Genomic DNA, 17048 nt, shown 5'->3' on the forward strand with positions numbered 1-17048 from the left:
ACTTATGTATCCAGCCCTTTACTACGGAACTGCTCACTGGGCACTCGGGCATCTTCGATCAACTTCAGCATTTCAGACAGCTTCTCAGGATGCGATTTGGACAAATCATTGCGCTCAGCCATATCCTCGGCGAGGTTGTAGAGTTCGGTTTTGAGGGTCTTCGGTGTATTCAGATTGTATTGGACGAGTTTCCAATCGCCCTGCTGGAGTGCACGACGACCGCCCTTCTCATGAAACTCCCAGTAGAGATAATCATGCTTCGGCTGCTCTTTTCCAAGCAATGTGGCGGCATAGGACACACCTTGAATGTCCTCGGGTGCTGCTTGGCCCGTGAGCTCACAGACTGTGGGTAAGAAATCCCAGAACGCCGATGCGTGATCGCTTTGCTCTCCCCCCTCCATCACAGCTGGCCAGGAAGCCACAAAGGGCACACGGATGCCGCCCTCATACATGTCACGTTTGCCGCCACGCAGTGGCCCCGCAGAATTCAGCATCTTAGGCAACTTGCCTCCCTCGAAGGCGGGACCATTGTCACTGGTGAAGACGATGAGCGTATTGTCCAGCAACTGCTGTTCTTCAAGCTGCGACACAATCGAACCGACCGCAGTATCCATAATCGTGATCATCGCGATGTAATTGGCCAGGACTTCGTCGGTATGACTGTAGTGCCTGGCTTTGTTATAGACCACTTCCTCTTTCACAAAAGGCCGCGCGGCCGCACGTTCGGCTTCGGGCGCGATAATCGAAGCATGTGGCATGGGATAGGACAGGATCATAAAAAACGGTGTTTCTGCAGATTGATTCGCGAGATAGCCAAGCGCCTCCTCCGTATACAGATGGCCGTCGTAATGGGTGCCGCTATGCAACTGGTTCTCCGGAAAATCAATCCGCTCGGTGTTGCGATAGACAAATTTAGGATAACGGTAGTGCCCATCACGGTGATCTGTGGTGCCATAGAAATAATCGAAGCCACTCTGCAGCACGACTTCGGGCGTTTGCGTATTTCCCGTCACGCAGGACTTGCCGATCATCGCGGTGTGATAGCCTGCGGCCTTCGCCACTTCGGCGACCGTCACTTCCTCCTCACGAATCGTATGCGGTCCATTGCCCCGCACCGTTGCATGGCCCCCATCCTTTCCAGTCATCAAGGAGCAACGCGAGGGTGAACAGACTGTGGCGCCGGAGTAATGCCGTGTGAATTGCAGCCCGGACTCCGCCAATTTATCAATATTTGGCGTGGTGAAGTGTTCCTGCCCATAACAGGACAAATCACCATAGCCCAAGTCGTCGGCGATGATGAAGATGATGTTCGGCTTCGGCGCGACCTCTGGCTGCGAAGCCAGGGATTGGCTCAACACACAGCCGGCACCGATGAGGGTGGAGATGATTTGTTTGAGTCTCATACTTACTTATCTTTGAAGCGCCCTGTTCACACAACGCATATTCATCGACGCACGGTGATCTCACGCGCGCCGCTAGCGACGGGAAGCTTCGCGAGGTAAAGGCCGTTCCCGAGTGGCTCAAAGGAGGCGCCCGCCAGTGTGGGTGCGCCCTGCTCGCTCCAAATTAAGAGCGGACCGGACTCCTGAAGCGTGAAGCGAATCTCTGTATCCGATACAGACTGCACATCCACCGCAGCCGCTGGCAGATACTTGTCGGCCCGGCCGATGACGGCCCAGCCCCGGGTCTTTGGATAGAGCAAAAACAACTTGGCATCGAAGTTCGGAACCTCCGTCGAATAAGCATCGCCCAGCTCGGACACGGTCTGCGTTTCACGGTCATAGACCAGCAAGCCTTCCGCCGGGGCGGCCCATGGTGAAGCGTTGGCAAGCAGTTCGCCCGCATGGCTGTAGTCTTTGGCAGTGAAACCACTGCTAAGTGTCTTGCCGCTCTCGGTGAAGTTGAACAAGGCGATCGCGGCGACACCGTTTTCCATCGGAGCCACCACACGGAAGACATTGTCGTCGCGGAAGGGATGGATGAAAAAGCTTTCCGACAGCAGTGTCGCCGGCGCAGCGGTGCGCAGCAGCTTGCCGTCTTCGTAGGCAAAGGGGATCAAGACCTCTGGCTGAATTTTAGAAGGCTCGTCGGAGATGTAAACCGGCCCCCCGGAAATCGCGCGGGCGATCGCCATCGGCTTCACATCGCGCTCATCGTGGGTGTGGAACATATCGAGGTCGCCCCAAACGGTCTGCGACATCCATAGATGATTGGCAAAGCTCTGGTAAGTGTTGCTCTTGTTCTTGTCCTTATCCTTCTGGTTGTAATCCGGACTGGAGCGTGTCAGCGCGCTGTATTTAGTCTGCAGCGAATTGATGTTTGGCTGCGCAATACAGTTCAGCAGCGGAATGCCCATGGCATGCGTGGCATTTTCCAAGGCTTCGTTGTTTTGACGCATGGCTTGCACCGGATCAGCAGTCCCGATGTAGTGCTCAAAAGTGCGGAAGTGAAAATCGACCTTAATGAAATCGAAGCCATTGTCCTTGGTGTCGCCCACCATCTTATCGTAAAACGCTTGCGACGCCTCCGCGGTATTGTCGGGCAATACCATGCGCGGATTCTTCATCTTTGTAAGGTGTGGCTTCAAATCGTCCATCGTATGGTTGGCCGCGACGCCATTCATATAGCCACCGAAGTTCCGCCAAATGCCCATCCACTTGATTTTGTTCGCATCCTTCAAGGCAGCAATCGGCCCCCAGCCATTCGGGAACTTCTTGGGATCGACGCCGAAGCTTTTCAGCATTCGCTTCTGCTCATCCAAATACCCGTCGTCCACCATCACCCAGCGAATCGGCGCACCGCTCGCCTCGATGGTGTGAAAGGCATCCGTGATGATTGCCTCCGAGATCTTCGTCTTGTAGTGCTCCCAGGAACACCAGCCCAAATAGCCGTAAGGCTCCATGGGATAATCCTTCGAGGCACGTGGCTGAGCGGCCACATAGCCGGATGCAAAGACCTGCTCCCAAACCGCTTGCGTGGCCGCATAGGGTGAACTGCCATAGGCCCAGCAGAGCAACGGGATCTCACCATCGATCGCCCGACTGCCAAAGTTGCCGGACTTCAACAACAGTTTCTCGTCTTCGACAAAGAACTGCCCGTAGCTTTTCACGGAGCTCATCGGCAACAGAGCCAGATAGCGCTGTCCGGAAAGCTGCAAGAGTATGAACTGCCCTTCCTGCAGATGATTGTGCGCCTTGCGAGTCTTGGAGGGCTGGTAATTTTGCAGGCTCGCCATTGAGTCAAAGGCCACCGCTTCCACGCGATTGCCACGCGCGATGCTTCCGCCCGGGCCACCGCGTCGGGTGAAGGGACGATAGTAGGCGCCCTGTTCAAACGGGGGCAGCACCACTTCCCGACTCAACACAAAGCCGGCATCATCGGGCTTTGCGGCATCGAGTGTCTCCGTAATCATTCCAGTCGAGTCACCGGACAAGAGGATGGGTTCGGCATGCAAGCAAGTCGCCAGCAAGGCAAGCGCCAGTAGGCGACTAGAACGAAGTAATTGTTTGGGGTGCATCAGTCGGGTTCAGCTGGGGTTCATATTCAGACAGTTCGATGGCACAAGGAAGACCGCCAGGTGAACCGTCCACATCATCTGCTGTTTCAATCGCATCGTTTCGATCGGCCTTGAAATCAGGGCATAAGACAAACTGCCGTCGCGCCCTTTCGGCTTTCACGTCCGTCCGCGCGCACCGCAGTGACTTTAAAGGTCATCTGTTCGATTTCTTTTAAGTCTGCAGCCCGATAGACGAAATCCGTGCCCGTAAGCTCCGAGGCGACCAATACATAGTCCGGCGCATTGCCGACCGCACGATAGAGCTGATACGAAGTGGCATCCGGGCTGGCGGACCAGCTGAGCTCGACCTGATCCACCGAGTTACGGACCAGGTTCAAGTCGGCAGGCGCCGCCACTGCCTGGTATTCCGGGATCTCGGTCAGCACATAGCGTGTCCCCTTGCGGGTCTCGATCCGGATTTGGTCCCGACCGCTTGCGACAAAGTTCACAGACTGGCCCGCCGCGGTTTGAATCACCGCACGGGCGACATTAGGATATCTTAGATCCAGCGTGCCGCCGGACTTGGAGAGCACTTCGATCTGAGTGGCCTGAGCATTCGTCCACTGCGCAGAGACTTCAAAATTACCGCGAGCCAGCAGTCCACTGAAGCTGCCGTTTGGCCAGACTTTAGGCAGAGCAGGCAAAGGCGAGACCACGTAGTCCTGACTTTGCAAGAGCAGCTCCGTCACCCCGGCCGTGGCACCGTAGTTGCCATCGGCCTGAAAGAGCGGCCCGCCGCGGTGGTCGTTAAATAGGTTATGCAAAAAGTTGCCTGCCAACAAATCACGATAGAAAAGATAGGCTTCATCACCATCGTGCACGCGGGCCCAGAAAGCGATCCGCTCGGCACGGGCCCATCCGATATGGGATTTGCGGGTGCGCAGGGTGAGCGTCTTTTCAACGGCATCCTGCCAGGCGGGGGTGGTGTCATTGATTAATTGCCCCGGATAGGAGCCCAAAAGCATGGAGGTGTGACGGTGATGAGGATCGATGCTCGCTTTGCCATTGTTCCCCTTAAAGTCACAGTAGAACTCCTCCTGACGGAACTCTTTGATTTGCCCCGATTTTCCGACCTGAATCGGATCCAACTGCGGCAGCTGCTGCGCATACAGTTCCAGTCGACTATCCGAGCGTCCCAAGACCTCCGCCGCTTTCAAGGTGTTGTGATGATTCTCGTAGAACATCTGCTGGTCGAAGGTCGTGCCGATGGTATCCCGGATCTTTTGCTCCGGCGAGGACGACGGTTTTGCCAGCAAAGCTCCGTCAATTTCCTGAACAAAGCGAGAAACAAAATTGGCCTGCTCATACATGACCGGATAGACGGTTTCCGCCAGCAGGGATTCATCGCGTGTGAAATCATAATAGTCCCAGAACATTTGAGCGATCCATGATCCAGTGCCAAATCCGGCGATGGATGATTTGCCCGGGACGTTGTAAGGGTTCGCCCAGAACGGACCGGACCAACCGTTGTCGCCATCCGGATCCAGCTGCGATGGATTGTATTTCTTGATATACTGTGTGGCATAGGCTTCCTGCTGCGGCTGGAAGGCCTTGAAAAAGTCGGCGTAAGATTTAAAGAGCTCTGGCAAATTGGCCGAAAAAACCGGCGCATAGGCCATCTGCACATTGGTATCATGCAAATACTGAGAGGCCCAAGGTGGCTTCTCGTAAACGTTCCAGATCCCTTGCAGATTGGGTGGCAGCGTGCCGGGTCTGGAAGAACAGATCAGCATGTAACGTCCAAACTGAAAGGCCAACTCCTCCAGATAAAGACTGTAGCGACCGTCTGGATACGCATCGACCAATTTGTCGGTAGTGATCGACGGCACGGCGGCACCGAAGTCGAGATCGGCACGGTTAAAAAGCGCTTCATAATCCGCCTGATGCTTGGCCAGTAATTCGTCGTAAGACTTCGCAGAGGCGGCGGCCATGTAGCCCGTCACCTTGGCATGCGGGCTGGGAAAGCCTTCGAGTTTCTTGGCAGGCTCCGCAGTGAGGAAGACCTTGGGATCCAGCTCATAATTGGTGCCCACCGCGATCAAAATGACCGCACTGTCGGCATCCGTGACCTGCAATGTGCCCTCGCCGGCTTGCATGCGGCCGCCTTCGGGAATCACTTTGAACTGACCTTCAAACTGTATCTGGTAGTGCGTCATCACACCGGAGAGCGTGATCGTATCGCCCTTGGCCTGAACTGTGCCGCGCTTGGCCTCGCCAAGAAAAGGAATGGTCGGGCGCAAGGTAAAAGACAAGCTGCCCGCCTTCGATGCGCGCAGACGGATCGCCATCACTTTGTCCGGATAGCTGGTAAAATACTCGCGGCTATACTCGACACCGTCCTGCGCATAGCGCACGCGAGCCACCGCTTCGTTCAGGTCCAGCTCCCGCTGATAGTGACTGACTTCCTTGTGATCGAAATCAATGTAAACCTCGGCAAAATTGTTCAGGCCTCTGCGCCGAAAGCCCCCCGGGCCTCCGCCGTCGTACAAACTGTTTTCCGTGATCTGGATACGCTCCTTCTCAATACCGCCGAAGAGGTTAATCCCCATGTAGCCATTGCCCATCGGCATCGAAGCGTTGGCCCAACCGAGTTCGCTGTCCGGTGCGGGCGCATCATACCAAAGCCGCAACGGCTTCGCCGAGCGGTCTTCGATTCGATCCGGCTGTGGTGTCGCAGCGGCCGCTGCATCGGTCATAGGCAGAACCGTAAGCGCGGATACGGCCCAAAGAGTCGTCGTTAGTTTTCTGATATTCATCCTATTTCTATATTCCCTACTGCTTTAGTAGCTCAGTTTGCCCCCGTCCTTCGGGCGCTGTTTTTCACTTTCCCACCACTCGCGGGGGCCTTCGGCTTCGATTCCGGCCCAGAGCTGGAGCAATGCCTGCTTCATCGCCTCAGTCTTCTCCGGCATCTTGGCTGCGAGGTCATTCGCCTCCTGGCGGTCTGCGACGATGTTATAAAGCTGGAACTTGGTCAGAGTCTCATCCCCGATCAACTTCCAATCACCGATACGCATAGCCACGCGATCTTCCGGACCGGAGACGTGTGTGCGCCAGAACATCGGCACTTCCCGCTCGACTGACTTCCCCGCAAAGGCCGGCACCATGCTGACGCCATCGATCACACGATCCTCCGGCAGCGGAATCCCGCAAATATCCAAGACCGTCGCAAAAATGTCCGAACCGATCACCGGCGTATCACTCACGCTGCCCGCTTCGATATGTCCCGGCCAGCGTGCCACACCGGGCACGCGGATGCCGCCCTCATAGTTGTTGCGCTTGCGCCCACGCAGCTCACCGGTCGAGCCCCCCTTAATGCCTCCCTTGCCCTCAGGACCGTTGTCAGAGGAAAAAATCAACAAGGTGTTCTCAGCCACCCCCTGCGCTTCCAGCGCATCCATCACCATGCCCAAGGCATAATCGAGCTGAGTAATATTGCCCATGTATTCGCTATTCCGATGCCCCTCGTAGAGCGACTCAAAACGGTCGTCCGTCCCGATCGGATGGTGCGGCTCATGCACCCACACTGAAAGCGCAAATGGCTTACTGGGGTCACGCAACTCGGCCAACCAATGCGCTGCTTCCGCTGCCACGAAAGGCGCGGAAAAACCTTCGACCTGGCCGATCTCCTCACCATTGCGCACGAAATTCACCGGATTTTTGTGGCTCGGGGCGGCGTTGTTATGCGTGGACATCCAATAGTCATAGCCGTGGTCATTCGGCTGCGGGTAGTCAGGATTGTTAAACATCTGACGCGAGTTCAGGTGCCACTTGCCTACGTGACAGGTCTCATAACCCGCCGCTTGCAGCAGTTCCGGATAGGTGATCTCACTTTCGCGCAACTGTGTCGGCCCATTGCCCGACACATGACGCCACACCCCATTGCGATACGGCGTGCGCCCCGTCAAAATCGCCGAACGCGAAGGCGAGCACACCCCGGCCGCCGAATAGGCCTGGGTAAACTTGACGCCCTGCGCCGCCAGCTTTTCCATATTGGGCGTCTGAATCAGCTCGTTGCCATTGATAGAAGTGTCTCCCCAGCCCATATCATCGGCCAAGAAGACCACGACATTCGGGCGATCTTCGATCGCTTGAGTCGTGAGCAAAAAACTACTCGAAAGTAGAACAAGAAAAAGCAGGGATATTTTCATAGGATATAGCAGAGCTCTAACATACTAAATCTCATCAAGACCGTCTATCACCTATATAAGTGATAATTACCACTTAAGCTCCCACGCGCGAGCGATAACCAAGAAAAACAGAGAACTTGCGGGCAATAAATGAAGATCAAGATCAAGCCAATCAAAGCGAAGGCTGAGCAACCCAGCGGCTCATCCTAGGGGCGTCACTTGCTGCGGCCTGCATAGCTGAAAGCGACGCATGGGTGACGACCGCCGAGCCATAGCCCATAACCATCAAACTGCGGTCTTCACAAGTGAAGCCCCTACAATCCAAAAACAGACCTTCCCTCTGAAAACTCATGAATCAAACCGGTTAGAGCAATCCTCGGAAGTTTGCTGAGATATTAACGCATGATTTTTCGTTTAAATGTAGCGGACTCGCGAAGCGATTTCGAGTTGCGGCAGCGCTACAACCGTCGGTCGAAACGGCTTCGCCGATCCGCTACATCAGCAGAGTTTTTATCAGCTTTTTTCTGAATATGGCTCTAAACAGGCACTCTCATCAAGACTAAAACGCTTGTTCAAATTAGTTCCCGCCCTCTAAAACGCCCATTAAAACTTGAAATCGTCAAAAATATGTCGATCATGCGACTTATGATCCATTCACTGGCCATACAGAACTTCTCTTCTTTCCACGAGCCGACCCTAGTGGAGTTCACTGCGGGTATAAAAGCAGGTGATCGCGATATCTTTTTGGAATCCACTCAACCGGGTGTATCGGTCAATTCAGTTACTGGGATCTTTGGCCCCAATGCCTCCGGCAAAACCAATCTGCTCAAAGCCATCGCCTTTCTGCGCTATTTCATAGTAGACTCCGCGTCGGAGAAGCCCGATGCGAAAATAGCAGTTGAAGCCTTCCACTTTGTCGAGGGTGCTGCAGAGCGTCACGAGCCAATTCTCTTCCGGCTTGAATTTGAGTATGAAACGAAGCTTTACCGCTATGAAGTCGAGTTTGACCATCAACGTGTTCAATTTGAAGCTCTTTACCGCAAGGATCAACGCTTCCGCTATCTCTTCGAGCGGTCATGGAATATGGTTGAATGTGATTACGATCTGAAAGCTCAGGACATCGGCCCCACCAAACAAATCGCTCAGCGGGAAAATGCATCCTTTATCGCATCGGCCGTCCTCCAAGAGCATGCCTTTGCCAAATATATCTCTGGATATTTCAAGACCTGCTACGTCAATGTTCACATTCTCGGACGGATGACGACCCATGATCCTGAATTCATGAATGTCTTGGGCGCATCAGATTATTTTTCGGAACATCAAGATTACCTAGCCGATGCAATTAAGCATATCGCGCATGCAGACACAGGGATCTCTAGCATCGACCTCGACCCGATCAAGCGGATGGACCCACAAGGCAAGGAACAGGAAGTATTGTTCCCAATGGCTCGGCACACTGTAGCAGGCGTTGATTATAAACGTCCCCTCTTGGCTGAATCCCGCGGCACTCAAGCGCTCTTCGTCCTCCTGCGCTATATTCTCCCCGTGCTCGAAACAGGCGGGGTCGCCGTGATCGACGAGTTTGAAACGGGCCTGCACTCACACGTGGTCAAATACGTCGTCGAACTCTTTTACTCCAAGACGACCAATCCCAAGGCTGCGCAGCTGATTGCCAACTTCCACACGGATTACCTACTACAGTCCACCTTGGAGAAATACCAGATCGTCTTCACCGAGAAGAACCCCGCGACTCAATCCACCGAAGCTTGGCGTCTAGACAAGGTAAAAGGAGCCGCCCGTAATACCAACAATCACTATGCTAAATACCACGCGGGTGCGTATGGTGGCATTCCTAACCTCTAAGATCAGGAACGATGGCACGCAGCAACCCTTGGAAGCAGAAGCCCCGCCACACTCGGCACACCACATTGATCGTTGTTGAGGGCGATACCGAGTATGCTTTTATCCAATATCTAAAGGGACTCTGTGGACGAAACTGCGGCACCCGCGTAACAATTGAAAACGCTCACGGAGGCGGCGGAGACTCCGTCTTAAAAAAAGCAATCCAGCTATGCCCGCCTTATGATGTTTGTCTCTGCCTGTATGACACCGACCGTATGCCGACCGTCAAAGGTCACATCAATAAGGCGAAACGCTTGGCTATCATTGAAATTCAATCCGTCCCTTGCATCGAAGCACTGTTGCTTAAAATCCTAGAAAAACACGTGCCAGAAGAGACCGCCCAATGTAAACGTACCATGCAGCGTATTGTAGGCGAGAATAAGCTCACCACTAGCGTCACCTTCCAGCAATACTTCCCCCTCGATCTGTTGGAACAACAGCGCAGCAGCATCCAAGCGCTCGATCAATTGTTTCAATACATCAACCCCAAGGGCTAACGACACACGATGATAACAGTAGTCTCAGACAACACAGTACAACAATGCTTGTAGTTTCCAGCGCACCGCTCAGAGTCGACGTCAACACACGCGCCGTGCCACTTGTCCGTCAGGGGAATGCACATCAAGGGCGCGTCTTTTTTTACTCGGATTGTCGCGGATGTTCCGCATACGACTTTTGCTTTACGTCCAAACAAAAGCCCCCGCCTCTGAGAAGTCAGCGGATCACGGCCACATCCCTCTGACTTGTCTTTAATTTTCACATATTTTATGTATTTTCATTCTTCATAACTAAAAATGCATAAATTAATCCCACGCTTGCTATGCGCTGACCTCTGACCTCTGACCTCTGACCTCTGACCTCTGAATCATAGATAATCGTTTCAGTATCGTTTCAAAATAAGCTTAAAATTCTCACTAAGTTACTGATTAAGAAACGCATAAGATTAAATAAGATCGTTTCACGTCTAGCAAAAAAAAGTTTTAGGCGAACTCATCGCCAATACTGATATGCACTGGGGCAACCTCAGCTTTTTCCTTCCGGAACAAAGCCCCTACCCGCTCGCGCCCGTTTACGACATGCTCCCCATGCGCTTCCGCCCCAGCAGCACCGGCGAAGTCATCGAACGCACTTTCGAGCCCACTCTCCCGAACCCTGAAGACCAAGCCGCCTGGCTCGAAATGCACCCACACGCAGTCAAGTTCTGGCAACGCATCACCGAGCACGATAACGCCTCCAGCGAATTCCAAAAAATCGCCCAGCAAGCCATCCAATCGCTGCAGAATATTTACAAAATCGCCACCTCCTAATATTCAAAGTTCGATGTTCGACGTTCGATTGAGCTAAAAGATGAGTTGAACCGTGTATTACGGTAATTATATAGAACACAAAGCACTGAACATACCCTCACCGAAGAAAATCAAACCTTGACTTGAAATACGCAAACTGAAATGGCATCATATGATACCAAAATCAACCAAGGCGTATTATGAAGCAAAATGCACACACGACAGAAACCCAGCCGGAAAGAACTCCACCAGCGTCTCAGCGAAGCCGCTGCGGCGATGGAATCGGGGCGGCGTGCCATTGCCGATAGTCGCCATGATCGACGTAAAACTGCCATCGCACTCCAAGCTTTCGACCTCGACGAGGCAGGCTTCTGGCAATTGATCTACGAGTGCATACAGATCGCTCTAGAAGATCCCAAGGGTTGCTACCGACAGCCCTTTCCCGCAAAATCCACCAAGTCCAAAGAGGCTAAAAATCTCTACATGTGGGCTTTTTCCGTATTTCACGATGAACGCGAATTACAGATCTATTTTAAGTTTTGCTTAAAGAAACAAGCCGACGGCTTGCATTATTTACATATCAGCTGCCATGAAAGCAACTAAGACACGTTTCAAACAACTCCCTCGCGTCAAGCAAGTGCTACCTTCGCAATGCTTGAGCTGCGACAGCGAAATTGGCTATACACCACGTGAAACTACACAAGACATCGAGTTTCGCGGCGAACTGTTTCCGATCACCTACACACACTTGGCCTGCCCAGAATGCGGCGAAGCGATCTTGAGTGACGAGCAAATCGTCGCTCAACTCAAAAGCTTAGTGGCCGCGTATCAACAGAAACACGGCCTATTGACTGCCGAGGAAATGATCCAGCGCCGTCAAGCGCTCGGCTTCAAAAGCCAGCGCCAGCTGCTGGATGCCGCGCCTGAAATTAAGCCAGCCACCTTGAAGCGTCTCGAAGCAGGCCAGCGGGTGCAAGACGCCAGCACCGATCTCGCGTTCCGTTCCGTGCTCCAGCACCTGGAGATCGTAAAGCGCAAACAACGCATGCAGGCATTGAAACTATCTGAGCCCACAGTGATGCGCACGGAAACTAGCAATATCATACACCATTCGCATTGGGATGCTGGCCATCTCCTAAAAGTAGCCAGCCTCACTGTAGCCTGCGTGCTGCCCCTCGCCGCTCAAAACAAACACACGCGTAAACAAACCACCTCTAAATCACCGACTGTGGTGAACTACTCATCATGCTAAGCCCAATCCAACTCAAGAAGCACGATTTCGCTGAAATTAGTATCGTAGCGAACCCGGAGGTTGATGACAGCAAAGCATCCGATGTCACTTGCGCATGCCGCCATCAATTTGGAGCCGGCCCTAACGACGACAAGCAGTTGACCTGGATGGCTCGCTTACGCTTAGAGCTTCTCAAGCCCGAGGAGTCCGATACAGTATGTCTCTACACTGGCGCCATTGAAGTTTTCGGCGAATTCGAGATCCACCCCGACCTCCCCGAGAACGAACGTGCCAAGCACATACATATTAGTGGCGGAGCAATGCTCTATAGTGCGATACGCGAAATGGCCACCCTACTCACCGCCCGCAGCATCCACGGCGTCATTGAGCTACCTAGCATTGATCCTAGAGTCTTTCTGCCCAAACAGCCTGAATCTAGCACATGACTTGGTCGTAAGGGATCGTAAAACTATCAAGCCCTAGTCATACTAATCCCGCCAAATGAAGCCACCAGGCGCTCCTGAGACCGATGCCTAAGATAAAGTCGAAATCTCTTAAAGAAGCCTCCATCACCCGCTCTTCAGCGGTGGAATACCTGACGTTTGTAACCGCAACGGGTCAGGGCGGCGTAGAAGCTATCTATGCGGACGAGGATGTTTGGCTGAGCCAGAAAATGATGGGCGTGCTCTACGACGTGAACGTGAGGACCATCAACGAGCACCTGAAGAAGATCTTCGCCGACAACGAGCTAACAGAAGGTTCAGTTATCCGGAAATTCCGGATAACTGCCACCGATGGCAAAACCTACAATACCCAACACTATAACCTCAGCGCGATCATCGCCGTCGGCTACAAGGTCAACTCAGAGCGCGCCGTGCAATTCCGTAAGTGGGCGACGACTGTTGTTAAAGAATACACGGTCAAAGGCTACGCGATGGACGACGAACGTCTCAAGGAGGGCGGCACGGTTCTCACTAAAAAATATTTTGAAGAGCAACTCCAGCGCGTCCGTGAAGTCCGCCTGAGCATTCAACAGTAGCGGGAGCATCTTGCTCCCGACTCGAGCAAATCGATGAGCTATCAGCCCTCGCCCGCCTCAAACTATCGTTTCAGTATCGTTTCAAAATAAACTTTAAATTCTCACTAAGTTACTAATTAAGAGAGGCATAAGGTTTAATAAGATCGTTTCACGTCTGGCAAAAAAAAGTTCCAGGCGAGCTCATCGCCAATACTGATATGCACTGGGGCAACCTCAGCTTTTTCCTTCCGGAACAAAGCCCCTACCCGCTCGCGCCTGTTAACGACATGCTGCCCATGCGTTTCCGCCCCAGCAGCACCGAACCCCCAGACATCAGTTCCGACTTCAAGACCATCGCCAACGAAGCCATCCAATCGCTGCAGAATATTTACAAAATCGCACCCTCCTAATATTCAAAGTTCGACGTTCGACGTTCGACGTTCTCCCACCATGTCCAGAACCTTCGATATCGTCGCTGAGCTGGCCGGCCTCAAAGGGCTACGCTAGCCCCCAAGGGCATATTAAAGCACCCTATAGGCGAGAAAAGAGAGCCAAGACCGACTAGGACTTCACAAACTACAAAATTCTAATTTTCCCCAGCCTCCCCAGCTCTAGCGCAGCGGTTGTAAAAAAATCCATTCGTTACGGCATGGTGCTAAAGCGGCACGCGAGTAACTTTCCTTTTTCAAGCTTCTCCCATGACCGACAACAGCATCGTCCAGATCATCCTTCAAATTTATCTCAGACCAGGAGAGACACGCTGCTTATTTCGCGCTCTCCCAAGGCGCCTCGACCACTTTGTAGCCGTCTGGCGTTTTTCGAAACAGGATGCCATCGACATCCAAGTATTCAATATCCTGATACCAGATGGAGGTCGCATCTTCCGGCAATGATTTCGTCAAAGCTCCGATCGGCTGTTCCACCCAGACCAAGCCCTCGGGCGTATTCTTAAAAAATGCGCCTTCACGTATCAAAAGCTCCTGCTCGCCCTGCCAGACAGACAACTCTACAGTGCCAGGCACCGGCACGGCTGAATTGACTACCACAGGCCCATTTTGCACCACAACGGGTGCTTCGACCACGATATACCCATTCGGTGCCTTCCGGTAATATACATCGCCATGGCAGTAATACGTATAGCCGTTAATGACCCGACGTGAATGCCCCGGTGGCAATGAGTGGACCACGGCGCCGCGCGGTGCTTTAGTCACCACATAACCGTGCTTCGTGTGCTTGTAAAAGACACCACTACGGTAACGGAAACTAAACCCACCCACCTTCACTTCGACCGCTCCCGCAGGTGGCTGAATGCCAATAAAAGCTCCAATGCTAGGGCCATGCGAAGCATGCTTGGCTGGCGCGGGAGACGGCGGCTTTGCGGCAAGAATCGTCGTTGAGATGGGGGCAAGGATTAAGCTGAGTAAGAGGGCTTTCTGAACGTTTTTATGTTTCATCTTTTGTATCGTTTAAACAGTCCGGAATTGGACCGTTCACTATGAGATAGCTTCAGCATTAGATTTGTTGCATTACGATTTTGCCATAAAACACCCCATCTGCTCTAAAGATCAGCTCTGCGGGAGACTTAGTGTAAACGAAATCATCCCCTCGCGATAAGGGTTCAGCACTAAATCGCCTCCGTGCGCACGGGCGATCTCCCGAGCCATACTTAGCCCGAGCCCTGAACCCGCAGTCGTGCGCGATTGATCGACTCGATGAAAACGCTCAAAAACCTGCTCTCGATCCACATCGGGAATATCACTCGCACTGTTCTCAATCGTAAACCGCACAACAGCAGCATCCGACTTGAGTGAGAGCCGGACAAGCCCATCTGCCTGCGTGTACTTGGCCGCATTCGATGTCATATTGCGCAAAGCTTGATGCAACAGCGCCTGATCTGCTGCAATCACCACCTCATCTACAGCCCGTAACTCGACCGTCAACTGTGGTGCCATAATCTCCAGGTCTTCCACCGAAGCATGGATCAATTCTGTAAAATTGACAGTTTCCCGATTCAGTTTCAAGCGCCCTTCGTCGGCATGCGCCAAAAGTAAAAGTTTCTGTACCACCGCTTTAAGGTTACTCAACTCCCCCAGCAACATGCTGTAGCGCTGCTGCTCAAGCGACCCGGTCTCAGATGCTTGAATCGCATTATCCAACTCCCCTTGTAAGATCGTGAGCGGAGTTTGTAGTTCATGCGCCGCGTCGGCGCTGAAGCGCACCGCTTGGCGATAACTCTTCTCCAAACGGTCCAGCATGTCGTTGCAGACCCGCACCAGTCGCTCCAGCTCCGCATCATGCCCCACCATCGGAATACGCCGATCCAAGCCCTTTGCGGTAATGCCTTCGGCCGTGTCGGCAATCACAGCCACCGGACGCATCGCGCGCCCAGCCAAAAACCAACCAGCTAGCGCGAGTAAAATCAATCCAACCGGCACCGCGATAAAGAAGGCTGCTTGAAAGCCCTTGATGTCGTGGTAAAAAACCTCCATGTCCATCGCCATCACAAGGAGCATCGACTTGTATTGGTAAATCCCCACTCGCCAACTACCATCAGCGGCCTCTAAGGTCTGAAAAACAACCTCCCCCATTATGGGTGGCCCCTTCGGCCGGCGTGGCGGCACGGCGCCTTGCTTCACCGCTTCCGCCATAGTGATGACACTGTCACCATTCAGGTCCAATAGGTACAAAGTCCCCCGCGGCCCCATCAAATTCATCTAGAGTCACATGACCATCTTTGTTGCGATCCAGGCGATTAATCAGCGGCACCTCAAAATCCTCACGCCTGGCTTCGGGCTTTAAACTAACAGCAAGCCCCTTCAACTCAGTTGGAGCATTTTCGGAAAAAAAACGAGCCTCCCCCACCACACAAAATGCGATCCGTGACCTCGCCTGGTCCCCGTAAATAAAGTCCAGCGACTTCTGAAAATTCTCCCAATAATCGTGTGGTCGTGGTCCGCGCAAGGACGATTCTGCTAAGGTACGGATTTCCTGATCCATTCGGTCGATCCCGGCCCTATAATTAAAGGCGAAGAATAATGTCCCGAATGCGGTCAACAAAGTGCCGGAGATCGCCAATGACAACAGCGCGATCTTTAGTTTGAATGAAAGTTTCATGTGAGCATACGAAAACGGTACCCCACTCCACGCACGCTTTCGATAAATGATTCACTGTCGGGTGGGTCGATCTTACTGCGCACACGGCGCACATACACATCCACCACATTCGTCTGCGGATCGAAGTCATAGCCCCAAACATTTTCGAGCAACTGAGTCCGCGAATAAACACGCCCCGGTGAGCGCATCAACAATTCAAGCAAATTAAACTCACGACTGGTCAACTCCAACTTCTCCTCGCCCCGCCGCACTTCACGCGTGATCAAATTCAGCATTAGCTCGCCCTGATGCATCACGCTCAATGGCTCCCCGCTGATACGACGACTCACAGCTATGATCCGCGCGATCAACTCCTCCATGTAAAATGGCTTGGGCAAATAATCATCAGCCCCGAGATTCAAACCTTCCACCCGCTCATTCAATCCGCTTCGGGCCGTCAACAAGATCACTGGCACAGTGTTTTTGGCTTCGCGCAAACCACGCAGAATACTCAATCCATCTCGCCCCGGCAACATAATGTCCAAAAGTATAATATCGTAAGCCTCCGATGAAGCCAAATCGTAGCCCGCATCGCCATCGTGACGTACGTCCACGACATAGCACTGCTCCTTGAGCCCCTTCTGAATGAAAGAGGCGATCTTACGATCATCTTCAACTACCAAGATTTTCATTCGCCCAGTTTGCACTGAATAAAGAAGCCATGCGATTCATTAATCATTACAATAGCTTCATTTTTCTACATCTCTAACTGTCATTTTTCTATGCTCTAATACGAACATCAGCCAGTGCACAACGCACTGAGCCGAAAATC

14 protein-coding genes and 2 pseudogenes are annotated in these 17048 nt (G+C 52.9%); 8 read left to right on the forward strand and 8 right to left on the reverse strand.

All coding sequences use genetic code 11. The annotated features are described in order from the left end of the window. Positions 1 to 2: 2 nt before the first annotated feature. From SH580_RS04890 to SH580_RS04905, 4 genes are all read right to left on the reverse strand, one after another. Positions 3 to 1403 (reverse strand): arylsulfatase, encoded by a 1401-nt coding sequence (locus tag SH580_RS04890; protein WP_319833893.1) that lies wholly within the window; start codon positions 1401 to 1403, stop codon positions 3 to 5. Between the two features lie 41 nt (positions 1404 to 1444). Beyond that, a complete protein-coding gene (locus SH580_RS04895; protein WP_319833894.1) occupies positions 1445 to 3517 on the reverse strand; it encodes a Sip1-related alpha-galactosidase in 2073 nt (690 codons plus the stop codon). A 116-nt stretch (positions 3518 to 3633) separates the two neighbouring features. Beyond that, positions 3634 to 6312 (reverse strand): glycoside hydrolase family 95 protein, encoded by a 2679-nt coding sequence (locus tag SH580_RS04900; RefSeq protein ID WP_319833895.1) that lies wholly within the window; start codon positions 6310 to 6312, stop codon positions 3634 to 3636. Positions 6313 to 6336: 24 nt separating this feature from the next. Next, the gene (locus SH580_RS04905) at positions 6337 to 7707 is read right to left on the reverse strand and encodes a sulfatase-like hydrolase/transferase (protein ID WP_319833896.1); all 1371 of its coding nucleotides are present in this window, start codon (positions 7705 to 7707) and stop codon (positions 6337 to 6339) included. 624 nt (positions 7708 to 8331) lie between these two features. Here SH580_RS04905 and SH580_RS04910 point away from each other — a divergent pair. The 8 genes and pseudogenes from SH580_RS04910 to SH580_RS21980 form a co-directional block, all read left to right on the forward strand. After that, the gene (locus SH580_RS04910; protein ID WP_319833897.1) at positions 8332 to 9549 is read left to right on the forward strand and encodes an AAA family ATPase; all 1218 of its coding nucleotides are present in this window, start codon (positions 8332 to 8334) and stop codon (positions 9547 to 9549) included. A gap of 11 nt (positions 9550 to 9560) precedes the next feature. Then, positions 9561 to 10085, forward strand: a complete 525-nt coding sequence (locus SH580_RS04915; protein ID WP_319833898.1) for an RloB domain-containing protein — start codon at positions 9561 to 9563, stop codon at positions 10083 to 10085. 510 nt (positions 10086 to 10595) lie between these two features. After that, positions 10596 to 10895, forward strand: coding sequence for a hypothetical protein (locus SH580_RS04920; protein WP_425607127.1), 300 nt, complete (start codon positions 10596 to 10598; stop codon positions 10893 to 10895). A gap of 189 nt (positions 10896 to 11084) precedes the next feature. Beyond that, the gene (locus SH580_RS04925; RefSeq protein WP_319833899.1) at positions 11085 to 11477 is read left to right on the forward strand and encodes a hypothetical protein; all 393 of its coding nucleotides are present in this window, start codon (positions 11085 to 11087) and stop codon (positions 11475 to 11477) included. Continuing rightward, complete coding sequence (locus SH580_RS04930) at positions 11464 to 12126, forward strand: hypothetical protein (protein WP_319833900.1); 663 nt, start codon at positions 11464 to 11466, stop codon at positions 12124 to 12126. The genes SH580_RS04925 and SH580_RS04930 overlap by 14 nt, the downstream gene beginning before the upstream one ends. Further along, positions 12120 to 12551, forward strand: coding sequence for a hypothetical protein (locus SH580_RS04935; protein WP_319833901.1), 432 nt, complete (start codon positions 12120 to 12122; stop codon positions 12549 to 12551). The genes SH580_RS04930 and SH580_RS04935 overlap by 7 nt, the downstream gene beginning before the upstream one ends. Before the next feature lie 83 nt (positions 12552 to 12634). Beyond that, positions 12635 to 13132: pseudogene (locus tag SH580_RS04940) on the forward strand (virulence RhuM family protein); the annotation flags it as partial. A 185-nt stretch (positions 13133 to 13317) separates the two neighbouring features. Continuing rightward, positions 13318 to 13443 (forward strand): annotated as a pseudogene (locus SH580_RS21980) (type II toxin-antitoxin system HipA family toxin YjjJ); the annotation flags it as partial. A gap of 444 nt (positions 13444 to 13887) precedes the next feature. Here SH580_RS21980 and SH580_RS04950 read toward each other — a convergent pair. The 4 genes from SH580_RS04950 to SH580_RS04965 all read right to left on the reverse strand — a co-directional run bounded on the left by SH580_RS04950 (position 13888) and on the right by SH580_RS04965 (position 16908). Beyond that, entirely contained in the window at positions 13888 to 14577 is a 690-nt protein-coding gene (locus SH580_RS04950) for a DUF6515 family protein (protein ID WP_319833904.1), read from the reverse strand. Positions 14578 to 14688: 111 nt separating this feature from the next. After that, entirely contained in the window at positions 14689 to 15810 is a 1122-nt protein-coding gene (locus tag SH580_RS04955) for an ATP-binding protein (protein WP_319833905.1), read from the reverse strand. Further along, a complete protein-coding gene (locus SH580_RS04960; protein ID WP_319833906.1) occupies positions 15785 to 16237 on the reverse strand; it encodes a hypothetical protein in 453 nt (150 codons plus the stop codon). The genes SH580_RS04955 and SH580_RS04960 overlap by 26 nt, the downstream gene beginning before the upstream one ends. Further along, complete coding sequence (locus SH580_RS04965; RefSeq protein ID WP_319833907.1) at positions 16234 to 16908, reverse strand: response regulator transcription factor; 675 nt, start codon at positions 16906 to 16908, stop codon at positions 16234 to 16236. Before SH580_RS04965 ends, SH580_RS04960 begins: the two co-directional genes overlap by 4 nt. Positions 16909 to 17048 lie beyond the last annotated feature (140 nt).

This window comes from Coraliomargarita algicola, from assembly GCF_033878955.1.
GTDB classification, from domain to species: Bacteria; Verrucomicrobiota; Verrucomicrobiia; order Opitutales; family Coraliomargaritaceae; genus Thalassobacterium; species Thalassobacterium algicola.

Bases quoted from the DNA above. Each gene is read 5' to 3' on its own strand.
- SH580_RS04890 (WP_319833893.1), bottom strand. From the start codon at position 1,403: ATGAGACTCAAACAAATCATCTCCACCCTCATCGGTGCCGGCTGTGTG.
- SH580_RS04895 (WP_319833894.1), bottom strand. From the start codon at position 3,517: ATGCACCCCAAACAATTACTTCGTTCTAGTCGCCTACTGGCGCTTGCC.
- SH580_RS04900 (WP_319833895.1), bottom strand. From the start codon at position 6,312: ATGAATATCAGAAAACTAACGACGACTCTTTGGGCCGTATCCGCGCTT.
- SH580_RS04905 (WP_319833896.1), bottom strand. From the start codon at position 7,707: ATGAAAATATCCCTGCTTTTTCTTGTTCTACTTTCGAGTAGTTTTTTG.
- SH580_RS04910 (WP_319833897.1), top strand. From the start codon at position 8,332: ATGATCCATTCACTGGCCATACAGAACTTCTCTTCTTTCCACGAGCCG.
- SH580_RS04915 (WP_319833898.1), top strand. From the start codon at position 9,561: ATGGCACGCAGCAACCCTTGGAAGCAGAAGCCCCGCCACACTCGGCAC.
- SH580_RS04920 (WP_425607127.1), top strand. From the start codon at position 10,596: ATGCACTGGGGCAACCTCAGCTTTTTCCTTCCGGAACAAAGCCCCTAC.
- SH580_RS04925 (WP_319833899.1), top strand. From the start codon at position 11,085: ATGCACACACGACAGAAACCCAGCCGGAAAGAACTCCACCAGCGTCTC.
- SH580_RS04930 (WP_319833900.1), top strand. From the start codon at position 11,464: ATGAAAGCAACTAAGACACGTTTCAAACAACTCCCTCGCGTCAAGCAA.
- SH580_RS04935 (WP_319833901.1), top strand. From the start codon at position 12,120: ATGCTAAGCCCAATCCAACTCAAGAAGCACGATTTCGCTGAAATTAGT.
- SH580_RS04950 (WP_319833904.1), bottom strand. From the start codon at position 14,577: ATGAAACATAAAAACGTTCAGAAAGCCCTCTTACTCAGCTTAATCCTT.
- SH580_RS04960 (WP_319833906.1), bottom strand. From the start codon at position 16,237: ATGAAACTTTCATTCAAACTAAAGATCGCGCTGTTGTCATTGGCGATC.
- SH580_RS04965 (WP_319833907.1), bottom strand. From the start codon at position 16,908: ATGAAAATCTTGGTAGTTGAAGATGATCGTAAGATCGCCTCTTTCATT.